Source organism: Cupriavidus alkaliphilus (genome assembly GCF_014191175.1).
In the GTDB taxonomy this organism is placed as follows: Bacteria; Pseudomonadota; Gammaproteobacteria; order Burkholderiales; family Burkholderiaceae; genus Cupriavidus; species Cupriavidus alkaliphilus.
This window is the reverse complement of the sequence record NZ_JACHWE010000008.1, coordinates 228892-251996: the sequence shown is the minus strand read 5'-3', so window position 1 is coordinate 251996 and position 23105 is coordinate 228892. Positions and strand designations below refer to the sequence as shown.

The window sequence follows — 23105 nt, the reverse complement described above, 5'->3', positions numbered from 1 at the left end:
CGCTCATGCCAGCATCGCGGCAAAGGCCGGCGAATGATGTTCGAGAAAGCCGTCCGCGGTGCGCACCAGGAAGCGCGCGGCAATGCCGTGGCGGCGCGCGTGCGCCATGCCGGCATCGGGGCCCAGCACGGTCAGCGCGGTGGACAGCGCATCGGCCAGCATGCACTGCGGGTGGATTACCGTGACCGAGGCCAGCGCGTGGCTGGCCGGGTAGCCGGTGCGCGGATCGATGGTATGGGCATAGCGGCGGCCTTCGCTGTCGAAGTAGCGACGGTAGTCGCCGGAGGTGGCCACCGACAGCCCGTGCAGCGCCACCAGCGTTTGCTGCGCGTCATCGCTGCCCGGCCCCGGCGGCGCTTCCAGCGCGACCCACCACGGCATGCCATCGGGCTTGACGCCATGGCCGCGCAGTTCGCCGCCGATCTCGGTGAGATGATGGTCCAGCCCCTGTGCGCACAGGTAGCGCGCCACCGCGTCGACGGCGAAGCCCTTGGCGATGGCGCAGAAGTCCAGCGCCACGCCGCCCGGCTGGCGGGCGCGCCCGCCCGCGGCATCGATTTCGATGCGGGCCCAGCCGCAACGGGTGCGCGCGGCCTGTACGTCGTCTGGCGATGGCGGTGCGCGGCGCGCCGGGGCCGGGCCAAAGCCCCACAGGTCGACCAGCGGCCCAGCGCTCGGGTCATAGGCGCCGCCGCTGTCGCGTGCCACCTGCAATGCGGTCTGCAGCACCGCGAAGCAGTCTGCCGGCAAGGCGTGCCAGCTGCCCGCCGGCGCGCGGTTGAACCGGCTCAGGTCGGAGTCCGCTTCCCAGTTGCTCATCTGCGCGATCACGCGCTCGAGCACCGCCCCGATGCCGGCGGCGATGGCGCCGGCATCCGCATCCGGCGGCAGCAGCGCCGCCACCGACCAGCTCGTGCTCATGGTGGGCCCGCCCCAGCGCTGCAGGCGCGCATCGGCGGGCGGCGGCGCGGGCGGCGCGCTCAGCGCAACGGGTACCAGGACGCGGTTCACGCCATGCAACCGGCTTATTGCGGCAGCACTTCCACCGTCACCGCATAGACGGCGCGGCGCGACTTGGCCTGCTTGAAGGTGGTCTTGTCGTCCTTGACCTCGGCTTCCATCCAGTACATGCCCGCGGCCGGCCACTTGACGCTGAACTTGCCGTCGGCGTCGGTGGTGGCGCTGAATTCCTGCAGCTGGTCGCGGTAGCGGATGCCGCCCGGCACCACCGCCACCTTCAGGTTGCTGGCGGGCTTGCCGTCGAGCAGCAGGCGGAAGCTGGCGGTGTCGCCGGCGACTAGGTCGTTCGGGTGCGTGATCGGCGCCAGTTCCAGGCCGCGGCCGACGGTGCGCAGGCCCTTGTCGCTGGGCTTGCCGGCGGTGACGAAGGATTCGATGCGGCCCTCGGCCTGCGTGACCTGCAGGTCTTGCGCGTTGGCCGGGACTTCCCTGGCGAAGTTCTCGGCGCTGCCGCGCCAGCGCTTGGCCTGGCCGTCGAGCTTGTAGCTGGCGAACAGGCCGTTGTTGACCACCGCCACGCGATACGTGCCGGGCTGGGTCAGGTGCAGGTCGAAGGTGCTGCGGTACTTGCCGGTGGCCGCGTTCTGGGCCTTGACCGCGCTGCCGTCGGGGGCGGTCACCTGCAGGTTGTCGAGCCGCATCGGCACGTGTTCGAAGTAGAACAGGTCGTTCGAGACGGCGGCGTCGACGGTGACCCACGGATCGCTGCCGGACAGCACGGTGGCCGACGGCAACAGCCACTGGCGATGCGCGTGCGCGGCCAGCGGCGCGAGCGCGGCCAGGGCCAGGACAGCGGCGCGCACCGCCAGGCGGGAAGATGCGGCGGACATCAGGGAAGGTTTCATGGTCGGGCTCCGGGAAGGTTAAGGCTTCAGGTCGACGGTGACGCCGCCGAGTTCGTGTTCGCCCTTGGCGCGGGCGGTCTGTGCCGATTGCGGCGGCCACGTGAACGGCACGCGCAGCAACTCGCGCCCGCCCACTTCACGAGCGGCCTCCACCACCAGCTGGTAGTCGCCGGCGGGCAGCTTGCCCAACGGCGCCTTGCCGTCGCTGAAGCGCACGCTGTGCTCGCCCGGCGCGCGCGTGGCGCCGGAGATGCCGTCGGCCGGCATGTGCAGCTCGCGGCCGGCCTTGCGCCACCACTGGCGCATGTCCTTGAGCCACTTGGTGCCCTCGCCGTCCTTGAGCTTGCCGTCGTACCAGACCGCAAGGGTCTGCACCGGGCTCTGGTCGGCGCGCTCGACCCACATGGCCACATAGGGCCGGTGGTACTCGGCCACGGTCAGGCGCGGGATGTCGACCTTGACGTTCAGGTCCGCGGCCAGCGCGGGGCCGGCCAGCGGCACGGCGGCCATGCCGGTCAGGGAGACGGAGAGCAGTCGGCGCATATCGGAGAAACCTCGTCAGTGAGATGCAGGAAACAGATCGGCGCGAGCGCGACCGATCAGTGGATAAACAGGATCGCCAGCAGCACCGGCACCACCAGCCCCAGCCCCACCAGCGGCCAGGTCGCCACGCGCCCGCCCGCATGCAGCTTGAGCAGGAACAGGCCGGTCACGCAGAACACCAGGCACGCCAGCGCGAACGCGTCCAGGAACAGGCTCCACGCCGCGCCGGTGTTGCGGCCCTTGTGCAGGTCGTTCAGGTACGAGACGGCACCGCGCGAGGTGGTCTCGTACTGCGCCTCGCCGCTGTCGAGCGCGATGCTGACCCACGCGTCGCCGCCCGGGCGCGGCAGCGCCACGTAGATTTCGTCGGCGGACCATTCCGCCTCGCGCCCGCCGGCGTCGATATCCAGCGCCTGCGCCAGCCAGTCGGCCAGCACCGCCGGCACCGGCGCCTTGGTCTCGCCCGCCCCGGCGGCGCCGGCGGGGGCCGCGGCCCGGACCTGGTCGAGCACGCGCGTGGGCAGCGTGGCATGCCGGGTCTGCACGGCGGGCCTGGCCTCGATCTGGCCGGCGTGGTTCAGGGTGAAGCCGGTGACCGCGAACAGCAGCATCCCGACCAGGCAGATCGCGGAACTGATCCAGTGCCACTGGTGGAGATGCTTGAGCCAGAAGGCACGGCGCTGCTGGCCGGCGGCCGGCTGGGTGTCGGTCATTGCGGTGGGTCGGCAGGCGCGATCTGGTCTGGCCACGCCCGGTCTTGCCTGATACGGGTAGCTAAAGCGCCCCCTGGAACGCCCAGGGGGCGTCAGGATGTGCCATGGCCGGCACAAGGAGGCGGGGAAGAGAGAAGGATAATCGTTCGCATTTGAAAGCGCAAACGGTCGGCCGGCGGGGCGGATTACAGCGCATTACAACGTCAAGGCGAGTTTGCGTGCGTGCGCCAGGCCCGCCTCAAATGGCCGTCGCCAGCGCCGCCACCGCCCAGCCCGCCACGCCGCTGGCCACCACCACCAGCCACGGCGGCAGCTTCCAGCGCATCAGCGCCACCAGCGCCAGCGCCACCAGCACGATGTCCAGCGGGCCCTGCACCGCGCTGGTCCATACCGGATGCCACAGCGCCGCCAGCAGCAGCCCGACCACGCCGGCGTTGATGCCGGCCAGCGCCGCCTGGGCGCGCTGGTTGCGGCGCAGGCTTTCCCAGAACGGCAACGCGCCCAGCACCAGCAGCGCGCCGGGCAGGAAGATGGCCAGCGTGCACAGCAGGCCGCCGGCAATGCCGGTGGGCGGGGCCTGCATGGCCGCGCCGAGGAACGCGGCGAAGGAAAACAGCGGCCCGGGCATGGCCTGCGCCGCGCCGTAGCCGGCCAGGAAGGCTTCCTTGCCGACCCAGCCGGGCGTCACCACGGCTGCATCCAGCAGCGGCAGCACCACGTGCCCGCCGCCGAACACCAGCGCGCCGGCGCGATAAAAGGCGTCGAACACGCGCACGGCCGGGTCGGCGGCCCACTGCGCCAGCAGCGGCAGGCCGGCCAGCAGCGCGGCAAACAGCGCCAGCGCCAGTACGCCGCCGCGATGCGTCACCGGCAGCCGCAGCGGTTCATGCGCGCCGGCCAGCGCCGGCCGCAACAGGGCCATGCCGGCCACCGCGGCAGCGGCCATCAGGGCCACCTGCGCCCACGGCCCGGGCCACGCCAGCACGGTGCCGGCGGCCACCAGCATGATGGCGATGCGCACCGGGCCGACGCACAGCGTCCGCGCCATGCCCCACACCGCCTGCGCCACCACCGCCACCGCCACCAGCTTCAGCCCGTGCAGCGCGCCCGGCGCCGCGGCCATGCCGTAATGGGTCACCCCCAGCGCGAACACGATCATGGCCAGCGCCGACGGCAGCGTGAAGCCCACCCATGCCGCCAGCGCGCCGCCATAGCCGGCGCGCGCCAGCCCCAGCGCGATGCCGGTCTGGCTGCTGGCCGGTCCGGGCAGGCACTGGCACAGCGCAACCACGTCGGCATAGGCCGCCTCGCTGAGCCAGCCGCGCCGGCGCACCAGTTCATCGCGGAAATACGCCAGGTGGGCCACCGGGCCGCCGAACGAGGTCAGGCCGAGCCGCAGGAAGATCAGGAACACGGCAAGCGGCCCGTCGTGGTCGCGGGTGTCGTCGGAGGGGCTGGGCAAGGAGGCCATGGGGCGGTTTGCGGGCAAACGGGGGCGTACGGAGGACAGCGCAAATTCTGACCGATTTTTGCCAGCCCGGCGTGACAAAGCGAAGGCGAAAGCACGCGCACCTGCCGCGCGGGCCTGGCGAGGCGCCGCATAGCGCACAGCGTCGCGCCAGACTTTTGAAACCAATCAACCACACTGCCGATGTGGCGGACCTACCTCAATCAAGTTACGTCCGTTTTGCGCCGTTATGCCGCAGACGCACGCGCCGTCGGCCCCTTGTCCCCTGCTGGCCGGCCACGCCCGTCACCTGGCGTGGCACGGCGATGCGCATCACCGATGACAAGCGTAAAGCGCGAAGAAGAAGGAGGAGTAGAAGCGATGCTGCACAACCTTAGCCTGAAGAAAAAATTGCTGTTGCCGCTGGTGCTGAGCTGGGTCTGCCTGCTCGGCATCACGCTGTGGAATGCGTGGCACATCCGCACGTTGCGCATGGACGAGCGCCGGCTCGACCTGGCCCACGTCACCGACACCGCGGTCTCGGTGGTGGCCGAGTACGAGGCCCTGGCCAAGGCCGGCAAGCTGCCGGCCGAGGAAGCGAAGCAGCAGGCAATCGCGCGCGTGCGCGCGATGCGCTTCGGCACCGACGGCTACTTCACGCTGATGCGTTCCGACACCGTGGTGCTGATGCACCCGTTCAAGCCTGAGATGAACGGCAAGGCGATGGAAGGCATGAAGGACCCGAACGGGGTCTACCTGTTCCGCGACATCGCCGCGATCGGCAAGGGCCCCGGCAAGGGCTTCGTCGAATACCTGTGGCCGAAGCCGGGCGCGCAGGCGCCGCAGCCCAAGCTGAGCTACGTGGCCAACTTCCGCCCGTGGGACTGGAACTTCATCGCCGGGCTGTACCTGGACGACATCGAGGCGGCATTCCGCCAGGAGCTGTGGAAGGCGCTGGGGCTGCTGCTGGCGGTGGGCGCGCTGATGTCGCTGGTGATGGTGCGGGTCGCGGCCAGCCTGCAGCGCCAGCTGGGCGGCGAGCCGGCCACCACCGCACTGATCGCCGGTCGCATTGCCGAAGGCGACCTGGCCGGCCAGGTCGAGCTGCGCGCCGGCGACGAGCACAGCGTGCTCCATGCCATGCACCGCATGCAGTCGCGCCTGACCGGCGCGATCGGCAGCATCCGCGGCTCGGCCGATTCGATTGCCGGCGCGGCCAAGCAGATCGCCGCGGGCAATGCCGACCTGTCGCGCCGCAGCGAGGAGCAGGCCGCGTCGCTGCAGGAAACCGCCGCCAGCATGGAGCAGCTCACCAGCACCGTGCGCCAGAGCGCCGAGAACGCGCGCCAGGCCAGCCACCTGGCCGAGGGCGCGTCGGACATCGCCGTACGCGGCGGCGCCATCGTCAGCCAGGTGGTGGACACCATGGGCGAGATCAAGAGTGCCTCGGGCAAGGTGGTCGACATCATCGGCGTGATCGAGGGCATCGCCTTCCAGACCAATATCCTGGCCCTCAACGCGGCGGTCGAGGCGGCCCGCGCCGGCGACCAGGGCCGCGGCTTCGCGGTGGTGGCCGGCGAAGTGCGCACGCTGGCCCAGCGCAGCGCCACCGCGGCCAAGGAAATCAAGGCGCTGATCGGCAATTCGGCGCAGCGCGTCGAAGACGGTTCGGTGCTGGTCGAGAACGCCGGCCGCGCAATGGACGAGATCGTCGGCGCGGTCAAGCGCGTGACCGACCTGATGGGAGAAATGCGCGCCGCCACCGAGGAACAGACCGGCGGCATCGAGCAGGTCAACCAGGCGGTGTCGCAGATGGACCAGATGGCGCAGCAGAACGCCGCCCTGGTGGAACAGGCGGCGGCGGCGGCGGCGTCGCTGGAAGACCAGGCCGAGGCGCTGCACCGCGCCGTGGGCCAGTTCCGCCTGGCGGCCTGAGCGGCGCAGTCCGGCCGCATGCCCCGCGCGCCATCCGCCTGCCGCGCCCTGCGTGTATGATGAAGCGAAGCCGGCCGCACAGGCGGCCGGCCCAGTGCATCAGACCGTTACCGCAGACCACTGACAGGAGCGCACCATGATGGCATTCATTGGCACCGTGTTCGTTGGCCTTATCGTCGGCCTGATCGCCAGGGCGGTAAAGCCCGGCGACGACAAGCTGGGCTGGATCATGACCATCATCCTGGGCATCCTGGGCTCGGTGGTCGCGGGCTATGTCGGCCGCGCGCTGGGCTGGTACCAGCCAGGCGAGCCCGCGGGCTGGGTTGCCTCGGTGCTTGGCGCGATCGTGCTGCTGGTCATCTACGGCATGGTGCGCCGCAAGGCCTGACTGGCGCGGCGCACGCCGGCCGCGTCGTTGTCGGCCAGGCCCGGCGCCTGGGGCGCGGGCGGCGGCGGCATCGCGGCCACCTCCTGCCGCGCCGGCGGCTGCAGCGCGGCTTCCAGTCCCGCGCCCAGGCCCTCGGCCAGGACCGTGCCGGGCACGCCGTCGGCCGGTGACGCCATGGTCGGGGCGCGCGGCGTGCGCAAGCCCGGGGCCGCATCGCGGCAGCGCAGCAGCGCGCGGTCGCCGCCCGGCGCCATCGCCGACACCTGCGGGGCAATCGCTCGCAGCACCCGCACCGCCAGCGCGCTGGTGAAGCTGTAGCGCGCCGCGTAGGGTTCGCGCACATTGACCACCACGGTACCGAAGAAGCGCTCGCCCAGCGTGAAGACAAAGGTGGCCGAACGGTTCACCGAGCGCGACGAGATCAGCCGCCCGCCCGGCCCGTAGACCTGGAAGCGCTGGTCGCCGGTGCCGGTCTTGCCGGCCACGGTCAAGGTGGCGCCATCGCGCCCCGGCACCGTGAACGCGCCGCGGATCGACTTGGCGGTACCGCGCTCCACCACATCCAGCATCGACCGGCGCGCCAGCTCGGCGACCTCGGCCGGCAGCACGCGCTTGCCCGGGCCGGGCTGCAGCACATAGCGGGTGGCGTACGGGGTGCCGTCGGCAAACGCCAGGCTGCGCACGGCCGCGTTCTGCGTGACCACGCCGCCTGCCAGCAGGATGCCGGCCAGCTCGGCCAGCGCCGCGGGGCGGTCGCCGGCGGCACCGATGGCGCTGGCATACGACGGCGTCAGCGAGTCGAACGGATAGCCCAGCCGCTGCCAGCGCCGCGCGATGCGCGAAAAGGCGTCCTGCTCCAGCAGCGTGCGGATGCGGTTGTCCTGCCCGGCCTTGCTGCGCGTGCGGAACAGCCATTTGTACACTTCCTGGCGCTCGGCGGTGCTTGCGCGCAGGATCTCCGGCAGCGTCGCGTCGGGGTGCTGGTCCAGGTATTCCACCATCCACAGTTCCAGCGGATGCACCCGCGACAGGTAGCCACGGTCGTTCAGGTTGAACTTGTCCTTGCCGTATTTGCGGTACAGCGCCGGCAGGTCTTCCTTGGCCAGCTGCTTGTCGCCCAGGCGCGCGCGCATGATGCGGATATAGCTGTCCTCGTCCAGCGCGGGCCGCGCGCTCAGCAGCGTCACCGACATGCGCACCGCGTTCAGGTGCGGCGTGGTCATGCGCACCCGCCCCAGCAGCGTGGCCAGGCGCTGCTCCGAAGTCTTGCCGCGGTAGCGCTGGTAGAAGCTGGTCATGTAGGCGCTGCCCTCCTGGTCGGCAAAGCGCTCCAGGTAGGCGCGCCGGCCGGGCGCGTCGCGGTCTTCGAACAGGTTGCCGATATCCGGGTTGGCGTGGAAGGTCTCGTAGCGCACGATGTCGCGCATCATGCGGATGAACACCAGGTTGACCGAGTGCTGGAACGCAGTGCGCACGGTCAGGTTGCGCAGGCCAGACTCGCGCTCGAAGTTGGTGAAGCTCTGCAGGCCGCCGCCGGTGTAGAAGGCTTCGCCGGCACCGCCGGCATACTTGCGCTCCATCGCCGCCTCCAGCATCGCCATCAGTTCGCGCTCGGCCGGCTTGCGTGCCTTGGCCAGGTATTCGACTGCCCAGCGGCTGAGCGCGTCCTGGCGCGCCAGCGGCACCGCGGCCAGTTCGGCGCTGGTCATGCCGGCATAGCGCGCGTGCAGTTCGCTGATGATCTCCAGATAGGTCACGAGCGTGCGCAGCTTGGCGGTCGAGCCCAGGTTCAGGCGCGCGCCGCTGTTGATATCGAACGGCTGGTCGATATTGTCGGCCTGGATCCGCACCACGCTGGCATTGCCGACGCGCTCGTACAGCGTGAAGCTGGCCATCAGCCGGGACGGATCGTCGTGGTCGCGCAGCAGGTTGTGGCCATACAGGCCCATGGCGCGCGCGTCGGCCTTGTTGTTCACGCGCTGCAGCGTGTCGACGACGATGCGCTGGGCCTCGCGGTTGATGGTGCTGTCCACGGTCAGGTCGAGCCGGTCCATGTCGTAGCGGCTCTCGACCCCGGTCAGCCGGCCGATGTCGGCGCGCACGCGGTTGACGGCCTTGCGCGTGACAAAGGGCTCCTGCGGCGGGCGCTGCGGCGCCGACGCCTTGTCCAGCGGCTGCGCCAGCGCGGCGTCGCGCAGTTCGGCGGTGATGATGCCGTTGGCCGCCATCAGGCGCAGGTAGCTGCCGGTCAGGGCGTCCAGGTTGGTATCGTCGCGGCGCAGGTGGTACGACGGGCGGCGCTGCGAGATGATCAGCGACAGCGCGCGCTTGAAGGCCTGCGCCTGGCGCGGATCCGGCGCGCGCTGGTCCATCTCCTTGAGCAGGCGGTTGACTTCGCCGAAATCCTCGCCGTACCAGACCCATAGCGCATCGCCGATGCCGTTGATCTCGCCGAAGCCGGCGCGCGCCGACAGCGGCACCGTGTTCAGGTAGTCGACCACGATGCGCTCGCGCGCACGCTGGGTGTCCGGGCCGTCCAGGTAGGCGCGCAGCGATGCCGACGCCATCTGCCGGAATTTTTCCGGGATCGAGGTGGTACGGCCCTCGGGCGAGTGCCGGTATTTCTCTATCTGCGTCGCCAGCGTGCTGCCGCCGGGCGCGTCGTGCGACTTGTCGGCCAGCCGGATCATCTGGTCCAGCACCGCGCGCGACAGCCGGCGCCAGTCCAGCGCCGGGTTCATGTTGGGGTATTCCGGATTGAGCAGGCCCTGGTTCTCGACGTACAGCAGCGCGCTCACCAGCACCGGCGGCACCGCGCCGAAATCCGCGTACTGGCGCTGCGGGTAGCGCTCGAACGCCAGCGTCAGGCCGTTGCAGTCGCGCAGCAGCAGGCCCGCCTGGTTCTTCTCGCGATAGGGCGTGAACAGGCCTTCGTCGATCAGCCGCACCATGTCGGGCGACATGCGCGCCTGTTCGGCGGGGACGTAGCCGCGCTGCTCCAGCCGCTGCGCGAACAGCGGCAGCTGGCCGTAGCCCATGCGGGCGTCATAGGGTCCGGAATGCGGGAAGCGGATGCTGTCGCTGGCACCCGGCTGGATCTCGAACGTCAGCCGCTGGCCCAGGCTGCCGATCAGCCGCGCCTGCCAGTGCGAGTTGCGCACCTCGCTTGCAACAACGCTATACACGACATAGGCGCCGCCGGTGAGGGCGACCGCCAAGCCAGCGAAAATCCAGCCACGACGCGACACGTTTGGGCTTCCTTGATGGGCCGGCACAGCGCGCAATCTCTTCATGCGCCGGCTCGAAGCGCGGTTTTTTCGCGGTGCGCGCCTCGCGCGCGCCCGCCTGTCTTGATATTAGTAGGAGTCGCGCCCGGGTGCATCAAGCACGCGCGCGGGTCGCGTGCCGTTGCAGAGGGGCGTCACCCCAGGCAGCGCCTGCGCCACTTCCGGCGCGTCCGAAAGGTGCCGCGGATTATCGGCCAGCGGCCGCACGACCGACCGGCCGGCCGGTCAACGGATAGCCCGGATCGTTGTAGCCCGGCGTCGAGGCATGGCCCGGCGACACCAGCGCATCGATCATCGCCTCTTCCTCGGGCGTGATCGCGGCACCGAGCGCGCCGAAGTAATCCTCGAACTGCGCCAGCGTGCGCGGGCCGGCGATCACCGACGACACGATCGGGTTGGCCAGCACCCACGCCGTGGCGAACTGCCCCGGCGTCAGCCCGCGCGCCTCGGCATGGGTCTTGAGTTGCTGCGCGATGACCAGCGACTCCTCGCGGAACTCGGTCTCCATCATGCGGCGATCGGCGCGGCCCGCGCGCGTGCCTTCGGCCGGTGCCTGGCCGGGCGCGTACTTGCCGGTCAGCACGCCGCGCGCCACCGGGCTGTAGGGCACCACGCCCAGGCCGTAGTGCTCGCACGCGGGCAGGATCTCCACCTCCGGCAGCCGGTTCAGCAGGTTGTAGTACGGCTGGCACGCCACCGGACGCGGCACGCCCAGCTCGCCGCACAGGCGCGCGATCTCGGCGATGCGCCAGCCGCGGAAGTTCGACACCGCCCAGTAGCGGATCTTGCCGCTGCGCACCAGGTCGCCCATGGCACGCACCGGCTCTTCCAGGTTGGCGCCGGGATAGTCGCGATGCAGGTAGAGGATGTCGATGTAGTCGGTCGCCAGCCGGTGCAGGCTGTCCTCGACCGCGCGCGTGATCCACGCGCGCGAGTAGTGGCCGTGGTTGGGCGCGGCCTGCATGGCGTTGCCGAGCTTGGTAGCCAGCACCCAGTCGTGGCGCTCGGCGGTCAGCAGGCGCCCGACCATCTGTTCGGACGCGCCCTTGCTGTACACGTCGGCGGTATCGATGAAGTTCACGCCGTGGTCACGCGCGCTGGCGACGATGCGGCCGGCCTCGGCCTCGTCGGTCTGGTCGGCGAACATCATGGTGCCCAGGCACAGCGCCGAGACGCGCAGGTTGCTGGCGCCGAGGCGGCGGTACGGCATGGAGAGGTCTGGCATGGCGGCTCCTTGGGATGGGACAGCCCACATTGTGCCGCCAGCCGGCCAGGCTTGCCGGCGCGGCCTCAGGCGCGCGGATCGGAGTGGGCTGCGGCGGCGCCTGCGCCGCGGCGCTTGCGGTATTCCTCGCGCCCCACGTAGGCCGCGGCGGCCGCCACCATCAGCGCCAGCCCGTACCAGGTGAGGGCGTAGCCGAGGTGATTGTTGGTAAAGGCCGTCACCGTCAGCCCACCCGCGGGCCAGGCCTTGGGGTCCGCCCCGCCCGGCGGCGGCACTGCCGCGGCGTCGATGAAATACGGCGCGACCTGCCCCAGGCCGCGGTGCGCGGCGATCGCCGCCACGTCGCGCGAGAACCACTGGTCGCGCGCCGCGTCATTGTGGCGCAGCAGGCCGGTGCCCGGCTCGCTCATGCGCAGCAGGCCGACCACTTCGCTGGGGCCGCTGCCGGCGGGGGCCACGCGCGCGCGGAACGGCTCGGCGACGAAACCGCGGTTGACCAGCACGGTGCTGCCGTCGGCCAGCCGCAGCGGCGTCATCACCCAGTAGCCGCCGCCCTGCTCGGTCACGGCCTGCACCAGGGTCTGGCGTTCGTCGAGGAAGGTGCCGCTGGCGCGGACCCGCCGGTACTCGGCATTGGCCTTGGTCAGCCCCGCCCACTGCGCGGGCGCGGGCGCCGCCACCGGCGGCGCATGGACGCGCTCGGCCACCTGGGCGATCAGGCCGAGCTTCCAGGCGCGGCGCTCGACCTGCCAGTTGCCCAGCGCCACCAGGCCGGCGATGGCCGCCGCGGCGAACAGGGCCAGTGCGGCCAGCCAGACTGTCGACAGCGGGCGCGCGGACTCGGGGGCGCCTTTATTGGCGTGGGCGGTGCGCAATTTTTCGACCGGCGCGCGGTCGTCGGTGGAACCGGTCAAGGCAGGGTCTTGGTGGTATGCATGCCCGGCATCATATTGGAATTCAGGTGGAACATCACCCACAGCGTGCCCGTCAGCGTGATCACCACCAGCACCAGCGTGAAGATCAGCGCCAGCATGTTCCAGCCGCCCTCGGACCTGGCGTTCAGGTGCAGGAAATAGATCATGTGCACCACGATCTGCACCGCGCCCAGCGCCAGCAGCACCATCGCGGTGGTGCTCGACTGTTCGAACACCTTGCCCATCACCAGCCAGAACGGGATCGCGGTCAGGATCACCGACAGCACGAAGCCGGTCACGTAGCCACCCAGCGTGATATGGATCTCGCCTTCGCCGTGGCCATGGTCGCCGGCGTGCCCATGTCCGTGGGCCGGCAGCGTGTCGTCGTGCACGCTCATGGCAGCACTCCCATCAGGTAGACAAAGGTAAAGACGCCGATCCAGACCACGTCGAGGAAGTGCCAGAACATCGACAGGCACATCAGCCGTCGCTTGTTCTCGGGGATCAGCCCGTGGCGGCGCAGCTGCACCACCAGCGTGACCAGCCACACGATGCCAAAGGTCACATGCAGGCCGTGGGTGCCGACCAGCGCGAAGAAGGAGGTCAAGAAGCCGCTGCGCTGCGGCCCGGCGCCCTCGCCGACCAGGTGCGCGAACTCGTAGATCTCGACAGCGAGGAACGCCGCGCCCAGCAGGCCGGTCACGGCGAGCCAGCCCTGCGTCGGCCCCAGCCGGCCACGCTGCGTCTCCAGCATGGCAAAGCCGTAGGTGATCGACGACAGCAGCAGGAACGACGTATTCAGCGCCACCAGCGGCAGGTCGAACAGCTCGGCGCCGGACGGCCCACCCGCATAGTTGCGGCCCAGCACGCCGTAGGCGGCGAACAGGCACGCAAAGATCAGGCAGTCGCTCATCAGGTAGAGCCAGAAACCGAGCAGCGTGCCGTTGGGCACGTGGTATTCCTCGGCCAGGTAGAAGCGCAGCTCGGCCGGCGGCGCGGGCGCGCGCTGCGGCGGGGCCTCGTGCGGGCGCGTGCCTTCGGCGGTAAAGGGAGCGAAGGTATCAGCCATGGCTGGCCAGCAGCGCGCTGCGCTCTGCCTCGGTGCGGTGGACCGTGTCGGCCGGGATGTAGAAATCGCGCTGGTAGTTGAAGGTATGGCCGATCGCCGTGACCAGGGTGGCGGCGAAGGCCAGCACCGCCAGCCACCAGATATGCCAGATCAGGGCGAAGCCGCACAGCGTGCTCAGCGCGGCCAGGATGATGCCCGCGCCCGTATTTTTTGGCATATGGATCGGGATGAAGCCGTGCTCGGGGCGCTGGTAGCCATGCGCCTTCATCTGCCACCAGGCGTCGTTGTCATGCACCAGCGGCGTGAAGGCAAAGTTGTACGGCGGCGGCGGCGACGAAGTCGACCACTCCAGCGTGCGGCCGTCCCACGGGTCGCCGCTGACATCGCGCAGCGACTCGCGGCGCAGGAAGCTCACCACCAGCTGCACCAGGAAGCAGCCGATGCCCAGCGCGATCAGCAGCGCGCCCACGCCGGCCAGCTGGAACCAGATCTGCAGCGACTGGTCCTCGAAATGGCTCACGCGCCGGGTCACTCCCATCAGCCCCAGCACGTAGAGCGGCATGAACGCCACGTAGAAGCCGACCAGCCAGAACCAGAACGAGCACTTGCCCCAGAACGGATCCAGCTGGTAGCCAAAGGCCTTGGGGAACCAGTAGGTAATGCCGGCCATCAGCCCGAACAGCACGCCGCCGATGATCACGTTATGGAAATGCGCGACCAGGAACAGGCTGTTGTGCAGCGAGAAATCGGCCGGCGGCACCGCCAGCAGCACGCCGGTCATGCCGCCGATCACGAACGTCACCATGAAGCCCACGGTCCACAGCATCGGCACCTCGAAGCGGATGCGCCCGTGGTACATGGTGAAGAGCCAGTTGAACAGCTTGGCACCGGTCGGGATCGAGATGATCATGGTGGTGATGCCGAAGAACGAATTCACGCTGGCGCCCGAGCCCATCGTGAAGAAGTGATGCAGCCACACCAGGTACGACAGCACCGTGATCACCACCGTGGCATAGACCATCGAGGCATAGCCGAACAGGCGCTTGCGGCAGAAGGTGGCGACCACCTCGGAGAACACGCCGAACACCGGCAGGATCAGGATATAGACCTCGGGGTGGCCCCAGATCCAGATCAGGTTCACGTACATCATGGCGCTGCCGCCAAGGTCGCTGGTGAAGAAGTTCATGCCCAGGTAACGGTCGACCGCCAGCATCCCCAGCGCCGCGGTCAGCACCGGGAACGCGGCAATGATCAGCACGTTGGTGCACAGCGCGGTCCAGGTGAAGATCGGCATGCGCATCAGCGTCATGCCGGGCGCGCGCATCTTGACGATGGTGACCAGCAGGTTGATGCCTGACAACAGCGTGCCCACCCCCGCCACCTGCAACGACCACAGGTAATAGTCCACGCCCACGTCCGGGCTCTGCAGGATGCCGGACAGCGGCGGATAGGCCAGCCAGCCGGTGCGCGCGAACTCGCCGACGAACAGCGACATCATCACGAGCACGGCGCCGCCCACCGTCATCCAGAAGCTGAAATTGTTCAGGAAAGGAAAGGCCACGTCGCGCGCGCCGATCTGCAGCGGCACGACAAAGTTCATCAGGCCGGTGACCAGCGGCATGGCGACGAAGAAGATCATGATCACGCCGTGCGCGGTGAAGATCTGGTCATAGTGGTGCGGCGGCAGGTAGCCCAGGTTGTCGCCGAAGGCAATGGCCTGCTGGATGCGCATCATGATGGCATCGGCAAAGCCGCGCAGCAGCATGATGATGCCGAGGATCATGTACATGATGCCGATGCGCTTGTGGTCGATGCTGGTGAACCACTCGCGCCACAGGTAGCCCCACTTGCCGTAGTACGTGACCCCGCCGGCCAGCGCCAGCCCGCCGAGCGCCACCACCGCGAAGGTGGCGATCAGGATCGGCTCATGCAGCGGGATTGCCTCCCAGCTCAGGCGGCCGAAGAGTTGCGTGGCAAGTTCGGATCGCTCCGGCATGTGGATCTCCAGGACAACAACGGCGTTCTAGCTGACGGTCATGCGCACGGTCATCCGCACGGTCTTGCGCACGACCCTGCGCAGCGCCTGCCACCGACGCATGCGCGCTAGCGCAGCAGCTCGCCGGCACCGGCCGCGCCGGTCCCGAACAGCGGTTCGGCCAGCGTGTTGCTGGCGGTGCAGACGGCGGCGCCCAGGCCCGCGGCGCGCTGCGCATCGCGCGCCATCAGGTCTTTCTGGCAGACCTGCCCGGCCTGCACGCAACGGTTCACGATGGCATCGAACAGGTTCGCGTCGACGCTGCCGTAGCGCCGCACCGGCTCGCGTTCGCTGGGCTGCGCCAGCTGCGTGTAGGTGGCCCGGCTCAGCGGCGCGCCGGCGGCCCGCACGGTCTGCACCCAGCGGCCGAATTCATCGTCGCTCAGGCCATGGAAGCGGAAGCGCATGTGCGAAAAGCCCGCGCCGCTGTAATTGGCGGAGAAGCCCTCGTAGACGCCCGGCCGGTTGACCACCGCATGCAGGCGCGTTTCCATGCCCGGCATGGCGTAGACCTGGCCGGCCAGCGCGGGGATGAAGAACGAATTCATCATGGTGGTGGACGTGATCTTGAAGCGGATCGGCCGGTCGACCGGGGCGGCCAGTTCGTTGACGGTGGCGATGCCTTGCTCGGGGTAGACGAACAACCACTTCCAGTCGAGCGCCACCACCTCCACCGTCAGCGGCTGCGTGCCCGGCGGCAGCGGGCGGCTGTCGTCGAGCCGGGTCAGCGGCTGGTAGGGATCGAGCTTGTGGGTGCTGACCCAGGTGATGGCGCCGAGCGCGATGATGATCAGCAGCGGTGCCGACCAGATCAGCAGCTCCAGCACCGTGGAGTGGTCCCAGTCGGGGTTGTAGTGCGCATCGGCGTTGGCGGCGCGGTATCGCCACGCAAACACCAGCGTCAGCACGATCACCGGCACGATGATCAGCAGCATCAGCCCGGTGGAAATGATGATCAGGTCACGTTGCCGGACGGCCAGGTCGCCGGCCGGCGCAAGCAGCACGGCGTTGCAGCCGGCCAGCGACAGCACGACTGGCAGCAGCAACCAGCGGATCGGGCGGTGCATGGACATTGTCTGACCGGAAGATCGCATAGCTTTCGGGCCCGCGCCATTTGTACGCCGCGGCGCAAGTGACTTAGACTGGTCTGAGCAACTATGGCAGTGTAGGCGCTCAAGTGCCATTCTTCATGGTGCAATTTGCAGCGCCCTCGCCCACAGACACGGGAGGTATGCCGATGACCACCGCGACCCACCAGCACCGGGCGTCTCCTACAGCACCTCCCGCGCCCGGCGCCGCGCATGTCGCGCCCGCGGAAATCGCCACCGGCGTGGTGATCGGCCGCGCCTCGGAATACTTCGATTTCTTCGTCTACGGCATTGCCTCGGTGCTGGTGTTCCCCGCGGTCTACTTTCCGTTCGCCGACCGGCTCGACGCGCTGCTCTACGCCTTCGCCATCTTCGCGCTGGCCTTTATCGGCCGGCCCTTCGGCACCACGCTGTTCATGCGCATCCAGCGCCGCTGGGGCCGCGGCGTCAAGCTGACCGCGTCGCTGTTCCTGCTCGGCACCGCCACCGTCGGCATCGCCTTCCTGCCCGGCTATGCGTCGCTCGGGCAGACTTCCATCATCCTGCTGGCGGTGTTCCGCACGCTGCAGGGCGTGGCCTTCGGCGGCTCGTGGGACGGGCTGCCCTCGCTGCTGGCGCTGAACGCGCCCCCGCAGCGGCGCGGCTGGTACGCGATGCTGGGGCAACTGGGCGCGCCCACCGGCTTTATCGTCGCCGGTGCGCTGTTCCTGTTCCTCAACCTCAGCCTCGAGCCGCACGAGTTCCTGGCGTGGGGCTGGCGCTATCCCTTCTATGTCGCCTTCGCGATCAACGTGGTGGCGCTGTTCGCGCGCCTGCGCCTGGTGGTGACGCACGAATACACGCAGCTGCTCGACGAAGACGAGCTCGAGCCCATCAGCACCACCGAGATCGTCAGGAAGCAGGGCTACAACCTGCTGCTGGGCGCGTTCGCCGCGCTGGCGAGCTTTGCGCTGTTCCACCTGGTCACGGTGTTTCCGCTTTCGTGGGTCGCGCTCAACGGCTCGCAGCCGGTCACCGACGTGCTGGCGGTGCAGATCGCCGGCGCCTTCATCGGCATCCTCGGCACCATCGTCTCGGGCGTGATCGCGGACCGGATCGGGCGGCGCACCACGCTGGCGCTGATGGCCATCCTGATCGGCATCTTCAGCCTGTTCGCGCCCTGGCTGATGGGCGGCGGCCCGCTGGCGCAAGACCTGTTCATCCTGCTCGGCTTCGGCCTGCTGGGCTTGTCCTACGGTCAGGCCGCCGGTGCCGTGACCTCGAACTTCGAGCGGCGCTTCCGCTACACCGGCGCGGCACTGACCACCGACATGGCGTGGCTGTTCGGCGCCGGCTTCGCGCCACTGGTGGCGCTGGGGCTGTCGGCGGAATTCGGCCTGTTCGCGGTGAGCGGCTACCTGCTTTCCGGCGTTGCCTGCACGCTGCTGGCGCTGCGGATCAATCGGGCGCTGGGGACGCATGTCTGACTGGCGCGGCGCGCCCGCGCAGCCGTCGCCGTGAGTCATGAAAGCCGCCGGGGCCGGTTTTGCCGGCCCCGGGCAGCGTTCTGAGTACAATTGACGCCCGCCAAAAATCCCGTCGTTCCGGATGTGATTCCGGAGCCGAAGCTTATGAAAACGGAAACCACGGACGTCGTCATCATCGGCGCTGGGCCTGCTGGCTCGGTCGCTGCCGGCCTGCTGCGCAAGCACGGTATCCCGGTGCTGGTGATCGAGAAAGAAACCTTCCCGCGCTTCTCCATCGGCGAAAGCCTGCTGCCGCAAAGCATGGCCTATCTCGAGGAAGCAGGCATGCTGCGCGCGGTGGTGGAAGCCGGCTTCCAGTACAAGAACGGCGCCGCGTTCGCGCGCGGCACGCAGCGCACCGCCTTCGACTTCCGCCAGAAGTATTCGCCCGGCTGGGGCACCACCTACCAGGTGCAGCGCGCGCAGTTCGACCACGTGCTGATCCGCGAGGCCGAGCGCCAGGGCGCAGAGGTGCGTTTCTCGCATGTCGTGGAGAACGTCGATGTCAGCGGCATGCAGCCGGAAGTCACCGTGCGCGCGCCGGACGGCAGCCAGTACACCGTGCGCGCGAAGTTCCTGCTCGATGCCTCCGGCTTCGGCCGCATCCTGCCGCGCCTGCTGCAGCTGGAAACGCCGTCGGGCTTCCCGGTGCGCAGCGCGATCTTCACGCACGTGCAGGACCGCATCCCGAGCGGCACCTTCGACCGCAACAAGATCCTGATCAGCGTGCATCCGCAGCACCAGGACGTCTGGTACTGGACCATCCCGTTCTCCGACGGGCGCTGCTCGCAGGGCGTGGTGGCCGAAAAGGCGTTCCTGGACCGCTACACCGGCACCGAGACCGAGCGGCTGCAAGCGCTGGTCGCGGAAGAGCCCGGCCTGGCAGCATTGCTGGCCGACGCGCAATGGGACACCCCGGCGCGCCAGATCGCGGGCTATTCGGCCAACGTGAAGTCGCTGTGGGGCAACGGCTATGCGCTGCTCGGCAATGCCGGCGAGTTCCTCGACCCGGTGTTCTCGTCCGGCGTGACCATCGCCTTCAAGTCGGCCAGCCTGGCGGCGCAGTGCCTGGTGCGCCAGCTGCGCGGCGAAGCGGTGGACTGGGAGCACGAGTTCGCGCAGCCGCTCAAGGCCGGCGTCGACTGCTTCCGCGTCTTTGTCGAAGCCTGGTACGAAGGCCGCTTCCAGAAGCTGATCTTCCATCCCAACGCCACCTCGGAAATCCGCGACATGATCGCGGCGATCCTGGCCGGCTATGCGTGGGACCGCGACAATCCCTTCGTCACCGAGCCGCGCCGGCGGCTGGCGGTGCTGGAAGAGTTCTGCAAGCTCTGATGCGCCTCACCGTATGCCGGCCCGCCTTGGCGCGGGCGGTTCTGCAAGGACAACAACCATGAGCCATCCGACCGTGCTGGTCACGGGTTCGTCCCGCGGCATTGGCCGCGCCATTGCCCTGCGGCTGGCCCGCGACGGCTATGACGTGGTGGTGCACTGCCGCTCGCGTCGCGACGAGGCGGATTCCGTCGCCGACGCCGTGCGCGCGTGCGGGCGCAAGTCACGCGTGCTGTGCTTCGACGTGGCCCGCCGCGAAGAAGCCGCCAGTGCGCTGCTGACAGATATTGCCGCGCATGGCTGCTACTACGGCGTGGTCTGCAACGCCGGCCTGGCGCGCGATGCCGCCTTCCCGGCCATGACCGGCGCCGAGTGGGACGAGGTGGTGCACACCAACCTCGATGCCTTCTACAACGTGCTCAACCCGGTGGTGATGCCGATGGTGCAGCGCCGGCAGCCGGGCCGCATCGTCACACTGTCGTCGGTGTCGGGGCTGGTAGGCAACCGCGGCCAGGCCAACTACAGCGCGGCCAAGGCCGGCATCATCGGCGCCACCAAGGCGCTGGCGATCGAGCTGGCCAAGCGCGCGATCACCGTCAACTGCGTCGCGCCGGGCCTGATCGACACCGACATGGTCGAGCCGCACGTGCGCGACGAAGCGCTGCGCCTGATCCCGGCGCGGCGCATGGGCACGCCCGAGGAAGTCGCCGCCACCGTGGCCTTCCTGCTCTCGCCCGACGCGGGCTATATCACCCGCCAGGTAATCTCGGTCAACGGCGGGATGTTCGGCTGACGCGCCATCAGGCCGCCGTGAAGCCTGGCAGCGCCGCGATTTCGCTGGCCAGGAACTCCAGCAGCACCCGCACCGGCGCCGGCTGGTAGCGCCGCGTCGGACACACCAGGAAGGCTTCCTGCGCGGGGCCCTGCCAGCGCGGCAGCACCCGCCGCAGCGCGCCGCTGTCGAGCAGGTCCTGCACCAGCCACGCCGGCGTCATGCCGAAGCCGGCACCGGCAAGAAAGCTCTCGCGCATCGCCAGCGAGTTGTTGACGCGGTAGCGGCACGGCGCGCTGATCAGCGCCTGCCCGCCCGGTCCGTCGAGCACGATGTCGTCGCCGCTGGCGAGCCAGGTAAAGCGCAGGATCTGGTGGCGCGCCAGGTCCGCCGGCTGCCGGATCCTCGGATGCCGCGCCAGGTACTCCGGCGCCGCCACCAGCAGGCGCGGCGACACCGCGATACGGCGCGCCACCACATGCGGCGGCAGCGTGGCGCCGAGGCGCACCGCCACGTCGACCCCGGCTTCGACCAGGTCGACGAAACGGTCGTCGAACAGCAATTCCACCTCGACTTGCGGATAGCGCTGCTGGAACGCCAGCACCAGCGCGTTGAGGCGCAGCACGCCGAAGCTGACCGGCGCGCTCACGCGCACGCGGCCCGAAGGCTGGCCCGTTACGCCGCGCGCGTCGCTGACGGCCTCGCCGTATTCGTCCAGCACGCGCCGCGCGCGCTCGTAGAAGCGCCGCCCGGCCTCGGTCGGCAACAGGCTGGTGGTGCTGCGCGCCAGCAGCCGCACGCCCAGGTCGCGCTCCAGCGCGGCCACGATCTTGCTGATGGTCGGCTGCGTCGACTGCTGCTCGCGCGCCACCGCCGACAGGCTGCCCAGCTCCACCGCGCGCACGAAGACCTGCATTGCCCGGATGGCGTCCATGCCGCTCCTTGTCCTCTGTCATTCCGGATTGGAATGAGCAATATGCCATTTTGCCTGCTACCTGGCATGAGGGGAATGGCCTAACTTTGGTCCCATGCCGGCAACGTCGCCGGTCCACCTCACAGGACCCACCCATGATTTGCCATCTACGTTTCCTGCGCCGCCTCGCGGCAGCGACCCTTGCCGCCGCCGTCGCCAGCGGCGCAGCGCTCGCCAGCCCGTTGCAAGACCGGGCCTGGCTGACCAGCTGGATGGCCAGCCAGCAGCCGGTGTGGCAACCGGACGCCCTGCCGCTGCCTGCTGGTGTGCCCTCGGTGCTGACGGACCAGACGGTGCGCCAGGTGGTGCGGCTGAGCGTGGGCGGGCAACGGCTGCGCGTGGTGCTGTCGAACCCCTATGGCCGCCAAGCGCTTGTGATCGGCGCAGCGCAGTTGGCACCCCACGCCGGCGGCGGCCGCATCGACCTCGCCGGCAGCCGTGCCGTGACCTTCGGCGGCAGCGCAACGGTGACCATTCCGGCGGGCCAGTCCGTGGCCAGCGATGCGATCGCGCTCGATACGCCGGCCCTGGGTGAACTCGCGCTCAGCCTCTACCTGCCGCAGCGCACCGCAATCGAATCGTTCCATTGGGATGGCCGCCAGACCGCATGGCTGGCTGCGGGCAACGCAACCGCGCAATCCATGCTGGCTGCGCCACAAGTGTTCAGCGCACGGGTCCTGCTGAGCGAGGTGCAGGTCGAAGCCCCGGCGGGCGCGGGTGCCGTGGTTGCGATCGGCGATTCGATCACCGAAGGCAATGGCTCAACCCCCGACACCAACCGGCGCTGGCCGGACGTGCTGGCGCAGCAGCTGGCCGCCGACGGCGTGGCCGTGCTCAACGCCGGCATTTCCGGCGGCCGGCTGCTGCGCGACGGCATGGGGGTGTCCGCGCTGGCGCGGCTGGATCGCGACGTGCTGAGCCAAGCGCATGTCCGCACCGTGATCGCCGCCATCGGCATCAACGATATCGCCTGGCCGGGGTCGACCTTTGCGCCAGCCGATGCCGTGCCGCAGCCCGCGGAACTGATCGAGGGCTACCGTCGCTTGATTGCGGCGGCGCATGCGCGCGGCGTGCGCGTGATCGGCGCCACCATCACGCCCTTTGCCGGCGCATTACGCGATACGCCGATCCGCGGCTATGACAGTCCGGGCAAGGAAGCCGTGCGGCTGGCCGTCAACGACTGGATCCGCCATGGCGGCGCGTTCGATGCGGTGGTGGATTTCGACGCGGCCGTGCGTGATCCGGCGCGCCCGCAGGCGCTGCTGCCGGCTTTCGACAGCGGCGACCACTTGCATCCGGGCGATGCCGGCTATCGCGCCATGGCGGCGCAATTCGACCTGAATCTGCCTGCCCTTGCCGGTCAGTCGCGCTCCGGCGCGCCCGGCGGGAACAACGGGCGATAGGGCCGCGCCTCGTCCACCGCGCGCGCAAACGACGCCCGCGCCAGCAGCCGCTCGCGATACGCGCGCACGTTGCCGCATGACTCCGGAATCGGCTGTACCCAGTCCGCATAGAACAGCGATGGCGCGGCGGCACAGTCCGCCAGCGTGAAGGCATCGCCCGCGGCCCATTGCCGCGCCGCCAGTTCGGTCTCGAGCCACGCATAGGCCGAGTCCAGCAGCTTGCGGTATTCGGCCACGCCATGCGGATCGCGGTTCGCCGCGGGGCGCAGATAGTCGGCCACGATGCGCTGCATCGGCGTCATCACGTACTGGTCGAAGAAGCGGTCGAGCAGGCGCACCTTCAGCGCAGCATCGGGCGTCTCCGGCAGCCAGCGCACCGGGCCGCGGTGATGCTGATCGAGGTATTCGACGATGATGCTGGACTCGAACACCGAACGGCCGTCATCGACCAGCAGCGGCATGCGCCGCAGCGGCCAGCGCTTGCCGAGTTCGTCCATGTGCTGCGGGTGGTCGGGCGACAGCATGCGCAAGTCGAAGGGAATCGCGTTCTCGTACAACGCCACCAGGACCTTCTGGCAATAGGACGAAAACGGGTGTGCGTACAGCTCCAT

Annotated in this window: 20 protein-coding genes; 6 read left to right on the top strand and 14 right to left on the bottom strand. The window is 69.4% G+C overall.

Translation table 11 applies throughout. The features are described 5' to 3' along the window. Positions 1-3 precede the first annotated feature (3 nt). From FHX60_RS23645 to chrA, 5 genes are all read right to left on the bottom strand, one after another. Positions 4-1011 carry an FAD:protein FMN transferase gene (locus tag FHX60_RS23645; protein ID WP_311730569.1) on the bottom strand — a complete coding sequence of 336 codons (1008 nt, stop codon included), beginning with the start codon at positions 1009-1011 and terminating at the stop codon, positions 4-6. A gap of 14 nt (positions 1012-1025) precedes the next feature. Further along, positions 1026-1865 carry a DUF4198 domain-containing protein gene (locus tag FHX60_RS23640; RefSeq protein ID WP_112776163.1) on the bottom strand — a complete coding sequence of 280 codons (840 nt, stop codon included), beginning with the start codon at positions 1863-1865 and terminating at the stop codon, positions 1026-1028. An 18-nt stretch (positions 1866-1883) separates the two neighbouring features. Continuing rightward, positions 1884-2408 carry a DUF2271 domain-containing protein gene (locus FHX60_RS23635; protein WP_116602163.1) on the bottom strand — a complete coding sequence of 175 codons (525 nt, stop codon included), beginning with the start codon at positions 2406-2408 and terminating at the stop codon, positions 1884-1886. 56 nt (positions 2409-2464) lie between these two features. Next, a complete protein-coding gene (locus FHX60_RS23630) occupies positions 2465-3121 on the bottom strand; it encodes a PepSY-associated TM helix domain-containing protein (protein WP_183284801.1) in 657 nt (218 codons plus the stop codon). Positions 3122-3359: 238 nt separating this feature from the next. Further along, a complete protein-coding gene (chrA, locus tag FHX60_RS23625) occupies positions 3360-4592 on the bottom strand; it encodes a chromate efflux transporter (protein ID WP_183284800.1) in 1233 nt (410 codons plus the stop codon). 357 nt (positions 4593-4949) lie between these two features. Between chrA and FHX60_RS23620 the strand changes: the two genes are divergently transcribed. Further along, the gene (locus FHX60_RS23620; RefSeq protein WP_112776167.1) at positions 4950-6503 is read left to right on the top strand and encodes a methyl-accepting chemotaxis protein; all 1554 of its coding nucleotides are present in this window, start codon (positions 4950-4952) and stop codon (positions 6501-6503) included. A gap of 136 nt (positions 6504-6639) precedes the next feature. After that, the gene (locus tag FHX60_RS23615) at positions 6640-6891 is read left to right on the top strand and encodes a GlsB/YeaQ/YmgE family stress response membrane protein (RefSeq protein ID WP_092315066.1); all 252 of its coding nucleotides are present in this window, start codon (positions 6640-6642) and stop codon (positions 6889-6891) included. Here the strand turns inward: FHX60_RS23615 and FHX60_RS23610 are convergent. The 7 genes from FHX60_RS23610 to cyoA all read right to left on the bottom strand — a co-directional run bounded on the left by FHX60_RS23610 (position 6864) and on the right by cyoA (position 16494). Continuing rightward, a complete protein-coding gene (locus tag FHX60_RS23610; protein WP_183284799.1) occupies positions 6864-10139 on the bottom strand; it encodes a transglycosylase domain-containing protein in 3276 nt (1091 codons plus the stop codon). The genes FHX60_RS23615 and FHX60_RS23610 overlap by 28 nt on opposite strands. Positions 10140-10365: 226 nt before the next feature. Next, a complete protein-coding gene (locus FHX60_RS23605) occupies positions 10366-11403 on the bottom strand; it encodes an aldo/keto reductase (protein ID WP_183284798.1) in 1038 nt (345 codons plus the stop codon). A gap of 65 nt (positions 11404-11468) precedes the next feature. Beyond that, positions 11469-12317, bottom strand: a complete 849-nt coding sequence (locus tag FHX60_RS23600; protein WP_183284797.1) for an SURF1 family protein — start codon at positions 12315-12317, stop codon at positions 11469-11471. After that, positions 12314-12715 (bottom strand): cytochrome o ubiquinol oxidase subunit IV, encoded by a 402-nt coding sequence (cyoD, locus tag FHX60_RS23595; RefSeq protein WP_183284796.1) that lies wholly within the window; start codon positions 12713-12715, stop codon positions 12314-12316. The genes FHX60_RS23600 and cyoD overlap by 4 nt, the downstream gene beginning before the upstream one ends. Further along, positions 12712-13386 carry a cytochrome o ubiquinol oxidase subunit III gene (cyoC, locus tag FHX60_RS23590; protein WP_244981340.1) on the bottom strand — a complete coding sequence of 225 codons (675 nt, stop codon included), beginning with the start codon at positions 13384-13386 and terminating at the stop codon, positions 12712-12714. The genes cyoD and cyoC overlap by 4 nt, the downstream gene beginning before the upstream one ends. Beyond that, positions 13379-15382 (bottom strand): cytochrome o ubiquinol oxidase subunit I, encoded by a 2004-nt coding sequence (gene cyoB, locus FHX60_RS23585; protein WP_112776172.1) that lies wholly within the window; start codon positions 15380-15382, stop codon positions 13379-13381. The genes cyoC and cyoB overlap by 8 nt, the downstream gene beginning before the upstream one ends. A 107-nt stretch (positions 15383-15489) precedes the next feature. Continuing rightward, positions 15490-16494 carry a ubiquinol oxidase subunit II gene (gene cyoA, locus FHX60_RS23580; RefSeq protein ID WP_183284795.1) on the bottom strand — a complete coding sequence of 335 codons (1005 nt, stop codon included), beginning with the start codon at positions 16492-16494 and terminating at the stop codon, positions 15490-15492. 164 nt (positions 16495-16658) lie between these two features. Here cyoA and FHX60_RS23575 point away from each other — a divergent pair, with 164 nt between their 5' ends. The 3 genes from FHX60_RS23575 (at position 16659) to fabG (ending at position 20139) form a co-directional block, all read left to right on the top strand. Further along, positions 16659-17975 carry an MFS transporter gene (locus FHX60_RS23575; protein WP_092315122.1) on the top strand — a complete coding sequence of 439 codons (1317 nt, stop codon included), beginning with the start codon at positions 16659-16661 and terminating at the stop codon, positions 17973-17975. A gap of 144 nt (positions 17976-18119) precedes the next feature. Beyond that, on the top strand, positions 18120-19349 hold the full coding sequence (locus FHX60_RS23570; protein WP_183284794.1) for an NAD(P)/FAD-dependent oxidoreductase: 1230 nt from the start codon (positions 18120-18122) through the stop codon (positions 19347-19349). A 58-nt stretch (positions 19350-19407) separates the two neighbouring features. Then, positions 19408-20139, top strand: a complete 732-nt coding sequence (fabG, locus tag FHX60_RS23565) for a 3-oxoacyl-ACP reductase FabG (protein ID WP_112776175.1) — start codon at positions 19408-19410, stop codon at positions 20137-20139. 7 nt (positions 20140-20146) lie between these two features. Here fabG and FHX60_RS23560 read toward each other — a convergent pair whose 3' ends face one another. Continuing rightward, positions 20147-21052, bottom strand: a complete 906-nt coding sequence (locus tag FHX60_RS23560) for a LysR family transcriptional regulator (protein ID WP_183284793.1) — start codon at positions 21050-21052, stop codon at positions 20147-20149. Between the two features lie 134 nt (positions 21053-21186). Here FHX60_RS23560 and FHX60_RS23555 point away from each other — a divergent pair, with 134 nt between their 5' ends. Beyond that, complete coding sequence (locus FHX60_RS23555) at positions 21187-22494, top strand: SGNH/GDSL hydrolase family protein (protein ID WP_183284821.1); 1308 nt, start codon at positions 21187-21189, stop codon at positions 22492-22494. On the opposite strand, the gene FHX60_RS23550 is transcribed toward FHX60_RS23555, so the two are convergent. Next, positions 22452-23105: a glutathione S-transferase family protein gene (locus FHX60_RS23550; RefSeq protein ID WP_183284792.1), complete on the bottom strand. Its 654-nt coding sequence runs from the start codon at positions 23103-23105 to the stop codon at positions 22452-22454. The two genes, FHX60_RS23555 and FHX60_RS23550, sit on opposite strands and share 43 nt — an antisense overlap.